Consider the following 17232-nt stretch of genomic DNA (forward strand, 5'->3'; position numbering starts at 1 on the left):
CGGGCGAGCTTGCGGCTACCGGGAATTGTCCGCCGCAGATCGACTGGCATCAAGAGGCGAGCACTGACCGCCACAGTGTGCTGGTGTGCTACAGCGACCGGCGGCCCCCGTTTCCCGGGGCACTACGCGCTGGATCTGTTCCGGCGGCGCGCCGAACTCGTCGGCCGCTCCCTCACCGAAGAACAGCTCGAGACGGCGAGCGCCATTTGCGAACGCCTGCACGACAATCCGCTCTATATACGGCTGGCGGCGGCGTACCTCCAGCGTCGGCCACTGCGGGTCCTGCTGCGCGGATTGAACGGCGAAACCGGCGTCGACGAGCGGCTGCGGTGGCCGCCGACACCGCACGCCGGCGTGGAGGAAAGACATCGCGGGATCGGCGATGCGATCGCGTGGTCGTACGAATTGTGCGACGACGAGGAACGTCTGCTGTTCGATCGGATGTCGGTATTCGCACCCGAATGTGAACTGGCCGCGATCGAGGCCGTCTGTGCCGATGACCCGGGCCCCGACGACGGGCTCGGCGCTGCCGCAACGCGATTGCCTCGCGGCCGGATCGAACACCTGCTGCAGCGGCTGGTGCGCCGATCGCTGGTATCGGTACACCCCTCGCCGACCGGGCCGCGCTATTCGCTGCTGGAAAGCCTCCGGCTGTTCGCGGGTGAGCGGCTGCGCGAACGGACCGCGGCCGCCGCGGGCGATCCCGCACGGCGGCATCTGGAGTATTACCGCAACAGGGTCATCGATGCCGCGGCACACTGGTTCGGCCCCCGCGAGGACGAGCTGATGAGATGGATGCGGTCGGCGTGGCCGAATCTGCGGACGGCGATTCGTACCGGCCTCGACACACCCGCGCACGCCGTTCTCGGCCTGGAGATATGTGTTGGCCTGCAGGCATTTCCCGCATCGGCCACGCCCTCGCTGTGGGAGCTGCGGCAGTGGACCGAGCGCGCGGCGGCCGCGGCCGGATCGTCGGCAGGGCCGACCGCGAGGCTGCGGTCGCAGGCAACGGCGGCGCTGGCGTGGATCGCGCTACGACAGGGTTCGCACGACGATGCCGAGCGGTGGCTGCGAGAGTTACGGCACCGGCGCGACACCGCGACGGCCGCTGCCGGGCCGCCCGCCATCGCCGAGTTCGTGTCGGGATATGCGCTGTGGATGATTCGGCAGGATGGGGCGGCGGTCGGCGTATTGGCCCGCGCCCGAGACGAGTTCGAGCGCGACGGCGAGCCGGGCATGGCCGCCCGGTGCGCGGTGACGGAGGCCGCCGCGGCGGCGCTGCTGTGCGGACCCGAGGATGCCGATCGCCGCATCGGCCCGCTGCGCGCCCGCGCCGGTGCGGCGGCGTCGCGTTGGGCGATGGCGTGGGCCGATCTCATCGAGGCCGTCGTGCTGATTCACCGCGGGAATGCGGCTCGCGCAACCGATCTCATCGCCCGGGCGGCAACGCACCTGGTATCAGCCGGCGACCTCTGGGGCGCCGCGTGGGCCGTGATGCTTCGTATCTGGGCGCTCGCCCTGAGCATCGCGGGCTCCGGCGGTCCCGGATCCCTCCGCGCGTCCGCTGCCGCGGAGGTAGCTCGGCTGGCCGGTGTCATGGATGCGGTTCGTGCCGGTCTCGGCATCGATCTCGGAACGTCCGCGGACCTCGCCGAGCGGACCGCCGCCGCCGTCGAGATAGCCCGAGATCTCCTCGGGGCCGAGGCATTCGGCCTCGCGCACGCCCGAGGCGCGCGACTGGACCTGAAACGGGACGGGCTGGAGCGGATGCTGTCGGGCACCTTCGAGGGTGAGCGGCGGCAGGATCGTCTCGGCGGCGCGGCGGATTCGCGATGGGACGAGCTGTCGAAGTCCGAGCAACACGTGGCCCTGCTGGCGGCCGCCGGATGGACGAATACGGCGATCGCGGCGCGGCGCGGAACATCGGTCCGCACGGTGCACGCGCAGATCGCCGCGACCCTGCACAAATTGATGATCAGCTCGCGTCGCGACATCGCCGGATTCGTCCCGGCGCCGAGGAGGTTCGAGATTCTGCAAGAGGCCGCGCGCCGGACCCGAAGCGACCCCGGCGGTGCCGTCGCGCGGGGCATGCGCTGCAGTCAGGGGTCCTGACCCGTTGTCGCATATGTCAGGCGATCAGCTCGAGCTGCGCTCGAACCCGCTGCAGGGCGTCGTGCACGTAGCCCTTCGCCGTGCCGGTGGCGACGCCCATGATGCGGGCGGTTTCCGCGTAGGTGTTGCCCTCGTAGGCTCGCAGGACGACCGCTTCGCGCTCGCGCGGCGGCAGGGTGTCCAGCGCGCCGATCAACGCCTGGCGCAAGACCACGATGTCGTCCATGTTCAGGCCCGCCCGGTCGGCGAGCAGTGCGATCCGCTCGTCACCGTCGGAGTCGAACCGTTCGCGATCGGTTGCCGCCCTACGCCACGCGTCGCGAACGAGATTCTTGGCGACCGTCCACAGGTAGGCGCGCAGCTGGTCGGCCGTGGTGATGTCGGGCCTGGCGGCGTACACCCGCATCAGCGCGGTCTGCACGATGTCCTCGGCGTCGGTGCGGCTGCCGACCTGCCGGGTGGCCCAGGCGAGCAGCATGTCGCTGGCCGAATCGAATGCCTCGAGCAACAGCTCGTCGAACTGATCTGCCCGTTCGGCGCCACCGCTGCCGCGGCCGATCCGGATGAGGGCCGGGCCGGGGGCGGGTTGGGCGAGCCAGGACAGCGGATCTCGGGCGCAGTCCGCGAGCACAGCTCCCAGTAGTGCCGTCAGTGCGGTCTCGGCGGGCAGGCCGGACTCGGGGAGTCTGTTCATTCGATCTCGCCATGCTGTTCGCGGCCGCCGGGCGGCGGAATCGTCGGATACCCGAACACAATACCGGCGAACGACCCGCGAACAACGGGAACGGGCTCGGTCGTCAGAGCATCTGGCAGTAGCCTTCCGGCGGTACTCCCTCGGCCGTCCAGATCTTTATCAGGTACGCCATGACGCCCGCGCCCGCGATCGTGATCGCGAGGGGAACGCGACTACTGAGCCTCGGGAAGCGCGGGGTTCGATGCAAAAGGGCGCTGGCGACCACGGCCATCGTCCCGGTCACGGCGCCCACGAGCGGCATGACGAACAGGGCGGTGACGAAGAGGAACATGACACCGAAGCCCCCGCCTGCGTCGAGGCCCACCGCGCACCGGCCCCAGGACGCCATTGTTTTCTGGTAGGTCAGCACAGCCGCGACGATTCCGGCGAAGATATACAGTGCGATCCACCATCCCGACCACCGCCGCGGGGTGCGGGGTTCGGGGATGGTGGACCATTCGCCGAGTCGGGTCATCCGAGCCGTCGCGGCAGCGCCGGGGCACTGCCCGGCGCCGGGCTCGATGTCTTGTCGGGGGTCAGCGCGCCCAGCAGGCCGAGACCGAACACCAGGACGACGACCGAGCCGATGCCGATCATGACCCAGCCGCCGGTCTTGGCGCCGGACTGCTGCTCCTCGTAGTCACGCGTGGCGACATGTCCGCCCCGCGAGGTCACCTCGCACTGGTCGCCCGAGCTCATAACGGATGTGCCGCAGGTGACTTCGTGCTGTGTGAGGGCGACGACCCCGCCGATCAGGAGTCCGATCCCGAGCAGCACCCCCGCCACCATCTTTATGATCGTCTTCATCGAGTTCCTCCGTGCATGGTTGTTCGAACAGATCAGGGCTTGGGCAGCGTGCGGCCGCCCGGTGCCGAGGGCCCACCGGACTTGGTGCAATCGCTGAGCACGATGTGCGCGGCCCCGGGAGAGGCCGATCCCAGGCTCGGGAACTTCGGTGCGCGCAGGCCCAGCGCGTTGATCGCGCTCTGTTCGGCGTCTTCCCGGTTCACGCCCCACGCCCAGGCGAGGCTGTCGTCGGGGGCCTGGGCCACCGCGCCGCAGCCGTTGACGAAGTAGACGTAGGCGGAGCAGTCCCGTCCGCCGCCGCAGCGCGCGTCCGCCGCCCTGCCCGCCTCGGCCGGGCTCGGGTAGTTCACGGCCGAGGCCACGTTGCCGGTGCGGAACGATATGGCGATGGCGCCGTGCATATCCGCGCTCGCGTGTGCCGTGCCTGCCCCCGCTCCGACGAGTGCCGTGGCGGCCAACAGCGCGAATGCGCCGGATACCTTGCGCGACAAAGACATAGGATTTCCTCTCGGTGACTTCGACTGTGCGATGTGATCATCGGCTACCGGGTACGACAGCGGCCGAGGCGAAATGGTTGGGGCGGTTCGGAAACGGATCCGAGAGGTTCAGCTCGACAGCAGGGGGAGCACGACGAGGAACCACAGGAGAATTCCCAGCGGTATCGCGAACCCGATGGCCCCGGGCCTGCGGAACAGCGGTCGGCCGGGATCCATCGGCTGTCCCGGCATGCCCGGAATCGGCGGGGGGAGTTGAGCTATCCGCGAATGAGCGGACATGTTGGACAGGATCGTGATGGCGTTGATGATCAGCGACAAGGGGCCCCACCAGCCGAACCACACGCTCTCGATCGTCATCCGGCGGAGGGTGGCCAGGCCGCAGTCGCGGCAGAACGGGCCGGGCATCCGTACGAACTGCATCATCAGGATGAATCCGCGATGGCTGCGGATCGTCACCGCGGCCGCGGGCGTCGCGCCGCAGTGCAGGCAGTACAGGCGCTGATCCGCGTAACCCGACGGCATTGCGGGAGTCGACATCGCGGGTGGGGCCGAGGACTGCCGGGACTCCAGCCCGGTCAGCATGGTGCCCAGGACATCGGCTTGCAGGAGATCGAGAAGTTCGTTGCGGCGCAGTCCGTCGTGCAGGACCAGCGCCGCGGCGGTGGAATCGTCGTCGACCAGCCCGAGCGCCACCATCCCGGCCGGAACCTCCGGCATGTTGTGGCGGCGAGCCAGATCCACGGCGGTTCGCAGGGCGGCGGCGCAGGTGTCGGTGAGCCGGACGCCTTCCCAGTGTGACGAGCTGTCGGTGAGCGGATCCCGCGCGACCTTTCCGGCGAGGATCTCGGAATCGCCGCAGTGCAGCGAGATCCGGTTCCAATGGCCGGACGAATCGATCCGCATCAGCGCGACGAGCAGGTCCCGGGTGTCGACCGGTCGCGGCCCGGCATCGGATCCTGCTTGCCGCAGTGCGGTTGCCGCGGTCGGATGCAGCGGCAGGCCCACGGTCATGCCGGTGTTCTCCATGTTCCCTCCTGGTGTGTCACGCCTCGACCCGAGCCGGGTGCTCTCGCGGGTACAGACCCGGCGGGCGGCAAAAGGGTTGGGGCATTCCGGGTATCGTTCGCGCCACCGTGGCACCGACCCTGCGTTTCGGTGCGAGCGGTGGGAGGAGCCACGGGATGAGGGCAGACGTAACGGACGGGGGCAGCGCGGGTTTCGCCTCGCCTGCCGTGCGGGTGGTGACCGAGTCGGGCGCGGTGATCGGTGCCGGGTTCGTCGTGGGCCCGCGGTTGATCGCGACCTGTGCGCACGTGGTCTCCGAGGCGGCCGGGTCCGATGCGCAGGAGACTCAGCCGCCGAGCACCGCGGTGTGGGTCGACTTTCCGCTGCTGCCCGGGGCCGTCCGGGTCGCCGCGCGGGTGCGCCGATGGGCGCCGATCACGGCCGACGGCGGCGGCGATATCGCGGTGCTGGAGATCGTCGACGCCCTGCCGGAACCTGTGGTGGCGCCGCCGTTCTGGCGTGCCGATGAACCATGGGGCCGGGAATTTCGAATGCTGGGGTTCCCGGCCGAATTCGATACGGGCGTCTGGGTTTCGGGGGAGTTCCGGGCGGCGCAGGGGGTGGGCTGGCTGCAGCTGCAGGCGGCGACCGGCGGGCAGCCGATCACGGGCGGGTTCAGCGGGGCGGCGGTGTGGGACGCGGCCTCCGGTGCCGTGGTCGGCATGGCGGTGGCCGCGGACCGTCGCCGATATACGCGGACCGCGTTCATGATTCCGATCGCCGAGGTGCTCGGGATCGATCCGGCGATGCTGCCGAATCCGTATCGCGGGCTGGAACGATTCGAGGAGAGTGACGCGCCCCTGTTCCACGGCCGCGACGCCGATATCGAACGGGTGCTGACGGCGTTGGAACAGCGCTCGTTCGTGGCGGTCGTCGGCGGTTCGGGCACGGGGAAGTCGTCGTTGGTGAGCGCGGGCGTGGTGCCCCGGGTGCGTGCGCGTGGCATGGCGGTCGCCGCGATTCGTCTCACCGGCCTGTCGGTGACCTCGAATTCGCGGGTGCACGACGGTGATCCGGTGGACCTCGTCATGGATGTCGTGTGGCAGACGGCCGACCGCGACCGTGCGGCCGAGCTGGTGGACCGCATCCCGGACGAAGGGCTGCTGGTGTTCTCCGACCAGTTCGAGGATCTCGCGGCGACGGCACCCGCGCAGGCGCAGGATCTGGTGCACCGGCTCATCGAACTCGTCGCCGCCGCCCGCGACAGCGGCAAGACGCTGCGGGTGGTGATGACGCTGCGCTGGGAGGCCGTCGGTGAACTCGTCGACACCGAGATCGCGAACCTGCTCGACGGCGCCACCGTGGCGCTGGCGGCCATGGAGCGTGAGCAGCTGCGGGATGTGATTCGCGGCCCGCTGGCCCATGCGCCGGGTGTCGGTATCGATGCCGATCTCGTCGAACGGCTCGTCGACGATACGGTGCACCAGCCCGGTGGTCTGCCGTTGCTCGAGTCGACGCTGACCGAACTGTGGGAGCAACGCGGCAGCGGGCGACTGACCCTGGCCGACTACCAGCGTTCCGGCGGTGTCGCGGGAGCGATCACCCGTCGCGCCGATCGCGCGCTCGCCCGGTTCACCGAGCCCGAGGCGGCCGCGGCGCGGCGGCTGCTGACGATGATCGCGGTACCGATCAAGACCGGCACCGGGTTCGTCCGGTCGGCGGTGGCCTTGGCCGACCACCCGGATCTGCACGGTCCCGCAGGGCATTTGGCCCGCGAGCGACTGGTGGCCGTCGATCGCCGGTCCGACGGCGTCGTGATCGTCGAGCTGGCCCATCAGGCCCTGATCGACAACTGGCCCACCCTGCGAGGCTGGCTCGAATACGATCGCGACTTCCGTTCCTGGCAGCAGGAATTCGACAACCGGCGACTCGAATGGGAAGCCGCGCAACACGACAGCGGGGCACTGCTGCGCGGCAGTGCGCTGGCTACCGCCGAGGAATGGTCGGCCGCTCGTGCCTCGGATCTGTCCGCGGCACAGCACCGCTTCGTTCAGGCGAGCCGGCGGGTGCGGCGCCGGGAGGTGCGCCGCTGGCGGATCGTTACCGCCGTGACGGCCGTGCTGGCCCTGGTGGCCGCCACCACGGCGGTGGTGGCGTACCGCACCGGCCAGGAACGCGCGGAGCAACTGCGGCTGGCGGCCGGGATCAACCTAGCCAAGGAGTCGATGCGCCTGGCCGACCTGCAGCCGCTGACGGCCCTGCAGTTCGCCCAGGCCGCGCAGCGGCATGCTCCCGGGCATCCGGAGGTCGAGGACGCCCTGCTGCACCAGCAGGCCAGCTTCGGTGCGATCGCCGATTTCATACCGGGTGAGCTGCCGACCGGCCGGGGTCGTATCGCGGCGGCGGCCAGTGCGGACGGCGATGCGCTGGCAGCGGTCGGCACCGATGGCGCGGTCCGGGTCCAGATCGGTCTTCATGACGGAAATCCGGCGCTCTGGCGGGTGCCTGTCGATGAACGCGTCGTCGCGGTGGCGATGTCCGACGACGGCGGGAAAATCGCCGTGATCGAGCGCCGCGGACATGTGTCGGTGTGGGATGTGCGCAGCCGCACCGGGCCGGTGCACGTAAATGCGAGCACCGCACGGGAGCTGACGGACTTCGCGATAAAAGCCAGACTCTCGGCCGATGGCGGAGTGCTGGTGTTGTCGATCGATCCGGAGCGAGGACCCGGAAAGGCGTCCGCTCCCGATCTGATCGAGGTGTACGACATGTCGACCCCGCACCCGACTCGCATCGCGGTGCTTCCACCGGCAGCAGATCGGCGCGATCAAGTTCCGAGATACGTCGGCACCGGCGGTACGGAGGTCGTCTTCGAGGAAACCGATGGTGTCGAAATCTTCAACGTGGTCCGTGACCTCGGCGGAAATATAATTCGTATGCTTCCCGACGGATTTCCCGTCCGTGGGAGCATATATTCTTGCCTACCGCCGGAGCCGAATCGGCCACGGCGAAATCTCGCGGTCTACGACGTCCGAACGGGAGTCGAGCGGTTCCGATTCGATGTGGACCGCGACTTCTGCACAAGGGCGAAGCTGGACAGCTCCGAGCAGTACTTCATCGATGCCGACAACCACCAGCACGACGCTGTCTTCAGCCTCACCTTGATGAGCCTGAGAACGGGCAGAACATATCGGGCGGAGGTGGGTCGCAGCACCGGACAGGACAGCACGATCATCACCGACAGCGACCAGGGCCCGGTTGTCAATATATTCGCCGACCAGGGCCTGCTGCGTTTCTCTCCCGCCACGCCCGTCGACGCCGATCCGTTCACGGAGGAGCCCGCGGTAACGGCATGGTCGGGGAATGCGGAGACCGTCGCCACCTATACCCGCGACGCTGCCGCGGCCACCGGCAGGCTCGAGATCGACCAGGTGCGGCCGCGGCTGCGGCGTCTTGCCCAGACCTCTCCGGGTGGCCCGGCCGACGACATCGACCTCGGCGACAGACCGGTCATGGCATTCACTCCCGACGACCGCTATCTGGTCGCTGTCGGCAACCGGCCGCTCCTGGTGGTCTTCGACGCCCGGACCCTCGAGGTCGTCCACCGAATCCCGTTACCGGTCCCGGCGGAACTCGGCAACCCCGAGGGGTGGCAGGGCGATATCATCTTTGCCGGTCCGGACGAGGTCCTCGCGATGTACGGCGGCACACTCACCCGCTGGAGAATCGGCGACGCCCGGCCGTTGTCCGAACCGCTGCGACTCTGGCGCGACCGGGATGACCTCGTGCTGCTGAGCGCCGAGGGCGCCCTCGGGCGGCCCGCCGCCCCCGGCGAGATATTGGTCACTTCCTCGGGATCGGCCGCCATATGGAATCTTTCGGACCGGCAGCGCGTCAGAACCTACGATTATCGGGATTCGTGGGAATACAAAGGAGCGTACTTCGATCCGATCGACCCTGTCGTCTATGTGGCCACCGATTCCGTGCAGATCTGGAATCCGGCGACCGGCGAAGTCACCCAGCTGTCGCAGCCCATGCCCTCCCTGCCGTATATACACGGCACCACTCCTGGGGGTCTATGGGTGGCGACGGACGGGGCCGCTCCGAAAAATCTCGATCTGTGGGATCGAAATCGTGGTCGAATAGCCACGCTGCAGTTGCCGGGATATATCTACGATGTGGGCGTGGACAAAAACATGGTCCATATTCTCTACAGCGGCGGCGTCCTGCGCATGAATTTGGATCGAGAGAATATATTCGACCGACTGTGCGCAATCCACAACCGCGACTACACCGCCGCCGAACGCGCCCAGCTGCCGGTCGGCGCCGACGACACACCGCCGTGCCGGAAGTGAGTTCGCCGCCCGACCCAACCTTCCGGCCACCCGGCGGGTCTACACCGACATGGATCGGTTCGGATCCCCCGGGAGGAACAGATGACAGCCAGTCGGACAGGCGACACCGCCGAGATGACGGCCATGGCGCAACTCGATGGTCAGGGCAGCGGCGCCGAGCACCGGTATCGCGAAGCCGCCACGGGCGGCGACGTCGCCGCCATGGCGAGTCTGGGGCGACTGCTCGTCGAACGCGACGAGTTCGTCGAAGCCGAACGCTGGCTTCGCCGGGCCATCGATGCCGACAACCTCGACGCCACAGTCGCGTTGGGGCTGCTGTGGGAGAAGCGCGGCGAGCCGACGCAGGCCGAATACTGGTATCGCAAGACCGCCGACACCGGAAATGCCGCGACGCAGAACAAGATGGGTGTGCTGGCCCAGGACCGCGGCGATCTCATCGAGGCCGAGCACTGGTATCGCAAGGCGGCCGCCGACAACGCTTATGCCGCATACAATCTGGCATCGCTGCTGCAGGATTACGGCAACCTGCCCGAGGCGGGACGGTGGTACCGCTCGGCCGCCGACGGCGGCAACCCTCGCGCGATGAACCAGCTGGGATCGCTGCTGGAGCAGTCCGAGGATCTCACCCAGGCCGAATACTGGTACGGCAAGGCCGCTTTCCGCGGCCACGCGGACGCGGCGTTCAACCTGGGCCGGTTGCTGCACGGCCGGGCGGCCGGATCGGGCGCACGCGCACGATTGCGGCGGTTGTTCCTCCCGCGACAGCACCGTCACGACAGCCTGGAAGCCGAACAGTGGTACAGGCAGGCGGTAGCGGCGGGAAATGTCGTCGCGGTACACAACCTCGGGTGGCTGCTGTACCAGCGCGGTGAGCTCGTCGAGGCGGAGCGCTGGCTGCGCCGCGCGGTCGACGGCGGCGCCCCCGGCGCGACGAGGAGCCTGGGGCTACTCCTGCGGAAAATGGGCCGTGGCACCGAGGCCCGCCATTGGCTGGGCCGGGTGGCCGTTGCCGAAAACACCCGGCCGACACCGCGATTCCGGGAACGCCCCGAATCCGCTCAGCCGGACTCCTACCGCCTGCTGCGCACCATGGTGATGGGCAGTCACGCCACGGCAGAACGGCTGATCGCATACGAGGGCAAGAAGATGCCGAACGCCGACCGGGCAACATTGATCCTGCGCGCCGTCGATCGGCTGCGCGAAGACCGGAAACGGCAGGGCTGAGGTGCTTCGACCACGGGCGAAGGCGAGCATTAATTAGGCTAGCCTAACCAAAGTAATTGCCGTAGATTGCTGGCCATGAACAACATCCTGGTGATGGGCGCGACCGGTAAGGTCGGCCGCCATATCGTTGCTCAGCTGCGGGAAATGGGACGTCCCATGCGCGCCGTCTCCCGGTCCAGCCCCGATCGCTTCGACTGGGCGGACCGGTCCACCTGGCAGCCCGCGCTGGCCGATGTGGACACGGTGTACCTGAATGTCTGGGGCGTGGTGGGGGTGGTGGATCCCGCGGAGTTCACCGCGCTGGCGGTGCGATCGGGCGTCCGGCGCATCGTGGCATTGTCCGGGCGGGGCGACGGCGGCGACGACTACCTCCTGAGAACCCCGTACGGGCCGTGGGCGCAGGCCGTGGCGGACGGTGAGCGCGCCGCCCGCGAAAGCGGTGCGGAGTGGACGATCGTGCGGCCGTGCTGGTTCGCGCAGACCTTCGAGGAGGACCCGAAGCTGTCCGACGTGCGCGACGGTGAGGTGGTGATACCCGCCGGCGACGGCACGGTGCCCTTCGTCGACGCCGCCGACATCGCCGCGGTGACGGTGGCCGCACTGACCGGGGACGGCCATCGGGAACAGATCTACGAGCTGTCCGGACCGCGACCGATGACCTTCGCCGATGCGGTGGCCGAGATCGCCGCGGCGACCGGTCGGCCGATCCGCTACATACCGGTCGAGCTGCCCGAGTACGTGCGGCACCTCATGGACCGGGGTTACGACCGTGCCGCGGCGGAAATGCAGGCGGGTCCATTCCAGTGGCTGCACCGCGGAAACACCGGATTCCTCAGTGACGGGGTACTGCGCGCCACCGGCCGGGAGCCGCGCGGTTTCGCCGAGTACGCCCGCCGGGCGGCGGCGACCGGCGTGTGGTCGGCCGCGTAATCGACTGTCCTGCTGGGGATCTCAGGCGGCCAGGGTCGGCGCGGGGCGCAGGACGGGTTCGGAACGCTGGCGCAGCGGGCGGCCGAGCACGACTCGTGTTGCGGTGCCTGCCATTTCGAGCAGGCCCCGCCAGCGGGCCGGAGAGGCCGCCACCGACCGCACATCCCGCGTTGTGGTGTCCCGCATGCGCGCGGTCTCCGATGGTTCGCTGAACTCGCGCACCGCGCGCCCGGCGATCCGGTCGGCGAGCCAGTCCAGGCTCAGCGGTGTGGACAGCGGCAGGAGCGAGAAGTGTTCACTCCAGCGGTCGCGGATATAGAGGACGTCGGCTCCCGCGCGGCGGTAGCGCTCGACCTGTGCGTCGACGTGCTCGGTGTGGATGATCCGATCGTGCAGCGGCTGCACCACCAGCACCGGGCACTCCGGTGCGGCGGTTCCCAGGCGCAGATCGTCGAACATGGCGCGCATGCCCGGATCGTCCAGGATCTCCTCGAGCGGCCGGGTCAGGTAGTCGGAGACATTGCGGCGCGCCAGCACCGGCAGCGCCAGGATCGGCGCCATCGTCGCGGCCCGCTCCATCAGGCGCAGGCCCTCGGGCGTGAGGTGCTCGTCGAGGACTCGGCGCAGTGCCGGATAGAGCGGGCGCAGCGCGGCGATGACGATGGCCGGGAATCCGGCGTAGCGGCCGCCGTTGAGCCGCGCGAAGACCTCACCGGGATCGCCGACCGGTGCCCCCAGCGCGGCCCCGACGATCTCGAGTTCCGGGGCGTAGGTCGGGGCCATCTCCACCAGCCACGAACCGGCCATGCCGCCACCCGAATAGCCCCACACCGCGACCGGGGTGCGGGCGTGCAGGCCCAGCGGCGCGAAACGCAGTGCGGCCCGGATGCCGTCGAGGGCCCGGTATCCGGGTTCGCGCGGGGCTCCGAAGTGGCCGTGCGGCCCCTCGTGGTCGGCGATGCTCACCGCCCAGCCGCGCCGCAGGGCGTTGGCGACCAGGAGGTATTCCAGCTGGGTGATCGAACCCGGCACGAAGGCGCCGCGGCGCAGGGCGTAGGACGGCGCGCACCGCTCGGAGACCGCGTCGATCGCCGACTGGAAGGCCAGCAGCGGGCGCTCGGTGGCGGGATCGGCACCGGCAGGGAGCAGCACCGTCGTGACCGCGACCTCCGGCTGTCCGTGCAGATCGTTGCTGCGATACAGCAACTGCCACGCGGTGACATCCTGCGGAACGATCCCGAACAGGGCCAGTTGTACCGGGCGGCTGCGCAATACGGTGCCGGGAGCGTGCGCGGCGAACCCGGCCGGAGCGCGCAGGAACGGGTCCTGCGACGGCAGCAGCGGCCTGGTGCCGCCGCGGGTGTCCACCAGGCCGAGCGCCGCGGTGGTCCGGCCGATGACACCGGCCGCCCCGGTGATGCCGAATCTCCCGGCGGCGCCGACTTTCCCGATGACGTCGGTGACGGTCATCCTGCCCTCCTCACAGATTCGCGCGGCCACCTCCCCCCGACCAGCCCCACCCCGGCCGCGTATCGGCGTCGGCCGATCGTCCCAGACTAGGCTACCCGCCCCGCCCCGACACCGACTCCACCATGAATTGTGCTGTGCCACAGTAGAAACCCTCACGTCCTGCCCTTCTCGCACCCCCTGTTCGTCCCCGCACCCCCTACAAGCCCCGGCAGGGGGTGCGGGGACAGGTAGGGGGTGCGGCGGTTCCGAGGTGGGGGCCAGTCGGTGCGGGGTCGCTTATGCTGCGCGCATGGGTGAACCGGCGATTTTCGTGACCGGGGCGGCCGCCGGGATCGGGCGGGCGGTCGCGCTGCTGTTCGCCGCCCGGGGATACCGGGTGGGCGCCTTCGATGTCGACGAGCCGGGCCTGGAAAGGCTTGCCGCCGAGATCAATGCCGCCGGGGGCACGGTGCACACCGGCGTGCTGGATGTCCGGCAGCTCGATCAGTGGCGGGCGCGGCTGGCCGAATTCCATTCCGCCGCCGGAAGACTCGACATTCTGGTCAACAACGCCGGGATCCTGCGCGCGGGCCCGTTCGAGGAGATCGATCCGGCCGAGCACCACCGCATCGTCGAGGTGAACCTCGGCGGGGTTCTCGCGGGCACGCACGCGGCCTTCGAGTATCTCCGCGACACCCCCGGTGCCCAGGTGGTGAACCTGTGCTCGGCCTCGGCGATCTACGGCCAGGCCGAGCTGGCGTCCTACGGTGCCACCAAGGCGGCGGTCCGCAACCTCACCGAGGCGCTGGACCTGGAATGGCGGCGCCACGGCATCCGGGTGCTGGCGGTCTGGCCGCTGTTCGTCGCGACGGGGATGCTGACGGGAGTGGAGACGGGGTCGACCCGGTCGCTGGGCGTGCGGCTCACCGTCGACGACGTCGCCGCGGGCATCTGGGACGCGACCAGGCCGCGGCGCGGACCGCTGCGGCGGGTCCACTACTCGATCGGCACCCAGGCCAAACTGCTGGCCACCGCGGGGAAGTACGCGCCCAACTGGGCCGTGCGCCTGGCCAATCGGTTCATTACCCGGAGCGGGTGAGCGGGCCGTGGCCGGGCCCAGCGCCCACCTCCGGAAAACCTGGCGGTCGGTGCCGACAACGGGCCGTGCTTCTGACAGAATTGCGCGGCGGAAGGGGGTATACCCGTGTCGACAGTCACCGCGTCCGGGCTCATGAACGACCATGGCGGTCCCGCACCCGAACTCGATCAGCTCATCGCCACCCTGCGCGTCGGCGCGGGCAACGATCCGCGCATCGCCGACCAGCTCGTGACCGCGGCGGGGGTGTGGCGGCGGCCGCTGCGCATCCAGGTCGCGGGCCGCTCGGGCGCCGGTAAGTCCACCCTGCTGCAGGCGCTGGCGCTGATGTCCGCGGTGGAGACCGAGCCGGTGGACCAGCCCGGCCGCCCGGACCCCGTACTCGACGGCGACCTGGTGGTCTATGTCGTACCGGCATCGCTGCAGGCCGCCGATCGCCGCATCCTGGCCGACCTGCCGCGGGACCGGACGGTGGTGGTGCTCAACAAGGCCGACGCGATCGGTTCCCGATGGGGCGACGCCGTCGCCGCCGCGGAGCAGGTCGCCCACGGCCTGGGCGTTCCGGTGCTGCCGCTGGTCTCCGCGCTGGCCGTGCGCACCCGCGCCGGCACCCCGAGCGACGACGACCTGCGCACGCTGCGCCGCCACGCCACCAACGCCGATCCGACCTTCACCCTGTCGCCGGAGCTGTTCACCGCCCCGGCCGCCGGACCCGACGTCGCGGAGCGGCAGGCGGTGCTGGAGCGCTGGGGCCTGTACGGGGTGTCGTGCGCGCTGACCGCCCTGCGCCACGAGCCGAATCTGGGCCCGCGCGAACTACTTCAGCTGCTGCACGCGGTCAGCGGCATCGACCCCGTGCACGCCCTGCTGCATCGGCGCTACGAGCAGATCGGCGCCCAGCGCGGCGGCCACTTCCTCGACGAACTCGACCGGCTGGCCGCGCGCTCGGTGCCGGGAGCGACGCCGGGCGGCGGCGGCCGCGCCCGCGACCTGATCGAGGACTATCTCGCCGGTGACGAGGCGCTGTGGCTGGGCCTGCAGGCCGGGCTGGCCTGCCCCGACGTCATGCACCTCGCGGCCGGATATCCGGCCCCGCAGCCGTCGGACGCCGACGACGCCCTCACCCGCGCACAGCGCTGGCGCGCCGTGGTGTCCAGCGATATGTCCGCCGCGGCCCGCCGCGCCGCCGTCCGCGTACACAACGGCTACGTCCGGATCTGGGAGCGGATGAGCAGTGCCGGACTCTGATCCCGCCGACCCGGCCGCCGCGAATGTGGGATTGTCGCCGGAGGCGGAAGGCGTTGTCGCGCGGTGGAATCCGCAGGGCAGTGCCCTGTTGCGGGCCGTGCCGGGGGCGGAGCGGGCCGAGCCCGGCGCGGCCCCGGTGGTCGTGGCGCTCATCGGACCCGGCGATGCCAACACCACGTTGCTGCGCACCGAGCTGGCCCGGTTCGAGCCGCACATCGACCTCACCGATCCGCTCACCGATCCGTCGGCACTGGTCGCCCCGCCGCCGCTGGCGCTGCTGCTGCTCGACGCCGGTGCCACGCTCGGGGCCGCCACGCTGGACCTGGTGGGCAGGCTGCGGGCGGGCGGCACCCGAATGGTGTTCGCCATGAACGGCATTCACGCGCATCCGGACTGGCGGACGGTCTTCGACCGCAACGGCGCGCTCCTGCGGCCGGTGCTGGAAGCCGACCCGGACATCGTGCCCGTCTCGGCCCGGCTGGCGGTGGCCGCCCGGAGCACCGGCGATCCGTCGCTGCTGGATCGGTCCGGGGTGGGCACCCTGCACGCGCATCTGACCGGAATGATCGGCGCCGCGGGCGGCACCGGCGGCGCGGCGGCGGTCATCGGCCGGGTGCTCGCCGATACCCGCGAGCGCATCCGCGCCCAGGTCGCCACGCTGCGTTCCGGCGATTCGGTGGCCCGGCTGCGCGAGGAGCGCGCCACGCTGCTGGCCGGGCGCGACGGCGGCCGGGCGCAGGCCATGGCCGCGCTGCGCAACCGCCTGCATCTGGCCCGGGTGGATCTGCTGCACGAGGTCGGCGCCCGCATCCGCGCCCTGAACGCCACCGCCCGCACCGAACTGGATCGGCTCGATCGCCGCGCCACCGGCGACTATCCGGACCAACTGCAGCAGGCGGTGAATCAGCTGACCGCCGAGCTCGACGTCGTGGTCGGGCATCGGCTCGACGAACTGGGCCGTCAGCTCGAGGCGGTCACTGGTCCCGCCCCGGGACCGACCCCCGGGGAGCTGCGCACCGATCCGCCGCCGCGGCTGGGCCCCGACCCCGAACCGCGGCACCGCGGCGTCGAGGACTACCTGATGATCGCGCTCGGCACGTCGGCCGGATTCGGTCTGGGCCGCCTGGTGGTCTCGCCGCTGGCGCTGGTGCCCGCCCTGGACTACGCGACCGTCCCGGTGACCCTGCTGCTCGGCGCGGGCGTGGCGTACTGGGTCGTGCGGGCGCGCGGGCATCTCGCCGACCGCGCGCACCTGCGGCAGTGGATGTCCGACGCGCTGGTGAACGTCAAGGCGCAGCTGGAGCAGCGCGTCGCCACCGCGCTGGTGGAGGCCGAATCGCGGCTCACCGACCAGGTGGTGCGGGCCAGCACCGCCCGGGTGGTGGACGCCGACCGCCGGGTCGCGGAATTGGAGAAGCAATTGCGCGAGCTGTCCGCGCGGCAGCCGGCCCAATTGGCCGCCTGTGAGCGCGATCTCGCCGTACTCGATGCGGCCCTCCCGGAATAGTCGTCACACCCGCCCGTCCATCCGCATTACGAATCGATCGGGCCGGAGATCATTCCGGCCGGAAATTCCCCACGGCCGCGGCGTGCGATTCGACCGGATTTCGGGCCGAACGATGTGTGACCTGTCACACGCTGCCCGAATGCCACCTAACCTATTAATAGGGCCCGCACCACCTATGACTCCCGGCCGGACCGCGTTACCGATCAGTATCGGTTCGTAACTCCTGCGGTTCCCGACGATTGCCGGGTATCTCGACCGGGTACCGAGTG

Annotated in this window: 13 protein-coding genes; 7 read left to right on the forward strand and 6 right to left on the reverse strand. The window is 70.1% G+C overall.

What is annotated here, in order from left to right; genetic code table 11:
• The coding region (locus tag QH290_RS23320) for an ATP-binding protein (protein ID WP_280385115.1) at positions 1–2112 on the forward strand (2112 nt) is incomplete at its 5' end.
• Positions 2113–2128: 16 nt separating this feature from the next.
• Here QH290_RS23320 and QH290_RS23325 read toward each other — a convergent pair.
• The 5 genes from QH290_RS23325 to QH290_RS23345 form a co-directional block, all read right to left on the reverse strand.
• On the reverse strand, positions 2129–2806 hold the full coding sequence (locus tag QH290_RS23325; RefSeq protein WP_280269652.1) for an RNA polymerase sigma factor: 678 nt from the start codon (positions 2804–2806) through the stop codon (positions 2129–2131).
• Between the two features lie 103 nt (positions 2807–2909).
• The gene (locus QH290_RS23330; protein WP_280269653.1) at positions 2910–3215 is read right to left on the reverse strand and encodes a hypothetical protein; all 306 of its coding nucleotides are present in this window, start codon (positions 3213–3215) and stop codon (positions 2910–2912) included.
• Positions 3216–3316: 101 nt separating this feature from the next.
• A complete protein-coding gene (locus QH290_RS23335; RefSeq protein WP_280385116.1) occupies positions 3317–3652 on the reverse strand; it encodes a hypothetical protein in 336 nt (111 codons plus the stop codon).
• Positions 3653–3684: 32 nt separating this feature from the next.
• Entirely contained in the window at positions 3685–4149 is a 465-nt protein-coding gene (locus QH290_RS23340) for a DUF4189 domain-containing protein (protein WP_280385117.1), read from the reverse strand.
• A 108-nt stretch (positions 4150–4257) separates the two neighbouring features.
• On the reverse strand, positions 4258–5175 hold the full coding sequence (locus tag QH290_RS23345) for a hypothetical protein (protein WP_280385119.1): 918 nt from the start codon (positions 5173–5175) through the stop codon (positions 4258–4260).
• Between the two features lie 155 nt (positions 5176–5330).
• Here QH290_RS23345 and QH290_RS23350 point away from each other — a divergent pair, with 155 nt between their 5' ends.
• From QH290_RS23350 to QH290_RS23360, 3 genes are all read left to right on the forward strand, one after another.
• Complete coding sequence (locus QH290_RS23350; RefSeq protein WP_280385121.1) at positions 5331–9509, forward strand: nSTAND1 domain-containing NTPase; 4179 nt, start codon at positions 5331–5333, stop codon at positions 9507–9509.
• An 81-nt stretch (positions 9510–9590) separates the two neighbouring features.
• Positions 9591–10733, forward strand: a complete 1143-nt coding sequence (locus QH290_RS23355) for a tetratricopeptide repeat protein (protein ID WP_280385123.1) — start codon at positions 9591–9593, stop codon at positions 10731–10733.
• A 75-nt stretch (positions 10734–10808) separates the two neighbouring features.
• On the forward strand, positions 10809–11663 hold the full coding sequence (locus QH290_RS23360; protein WP_280385126.1) for an NAD(P)H-binding protein: 855 nt from the start codon (positions 10809–10811) through the stop codon (positions 11661–11663).
• 21 nt (positions 11664–11684) lie between these two features.
• Here QH290_RS23360 and QH290_RS23365 read toward each other — a convergent pair whose 3' ends face one another.
• Positions 11685–13133 (reverse strand): lipase family protein, encoded by a 1449-nt coding sequence (locus QH290_RS23365; protein WP_280385129.1) that lies wholly within the window; start codon positions 13131–13133, stop codon positions 11685–11687.
• A gap of 289 nt (positions 13134–13422) precedes the next feature.
• Here QH290_RS23365 and QH290_RS23370 point away from each other — a divergent pair, with 289 nt between their 5' ends.
• The 3 genes from QH290_RS23370 to QH290_RS23380 all read left to right on the forward strand — a co-directional run bounded on the left by QH290_RS23370 (position 13423) and on the right by QH290_RS23380 (position 16963).
• Complete coding sequence (locus tag QH290_RS23370) at positions 13423–14211, forward strand: SDR family oxidoreductase (RefSeq protein WP_280269661.1); 789 nt, start codon at positions 13423–13425, stop codon at positions 14209–14211.
• Between the two features lie 105 nt (positions 14212–14316).
• A complete protein-coding gene (locus QH290_RS23375) occupies positions 14317–15456 on the forward strand; it encodes a GTPase domain-containing protein (RefSeq protein ID WP_280385131.1) in 1140 nt (379 codons plus the stop codon).
• Positions 15443–16963, forward strand: coding sequence for a hypothetical protein (locus QH290_RS23380; RefSeq protein ID WP_280385133.1), 1521 nt, complete (start codon positions 15443–15445; stop codon positions 16961–16963). Before QH290_RS23375 ends, QH290_RS23380 begins: the two co-directional genes overlap by 14 nt.
• Positions 16964–17232: the final 269 nt, after the last annotated feature.

Origin of the sequence: Nocardia wallacei (assembly GCF_029869545.1) — a bacterium.
Classification (GTDB): domain Bacteria; phylum Actinomycetota; class Actinomycetes; order Mycobacteriales; family Mycobacteriaceae; genus Nocardia; species Nocardia wallacei_A.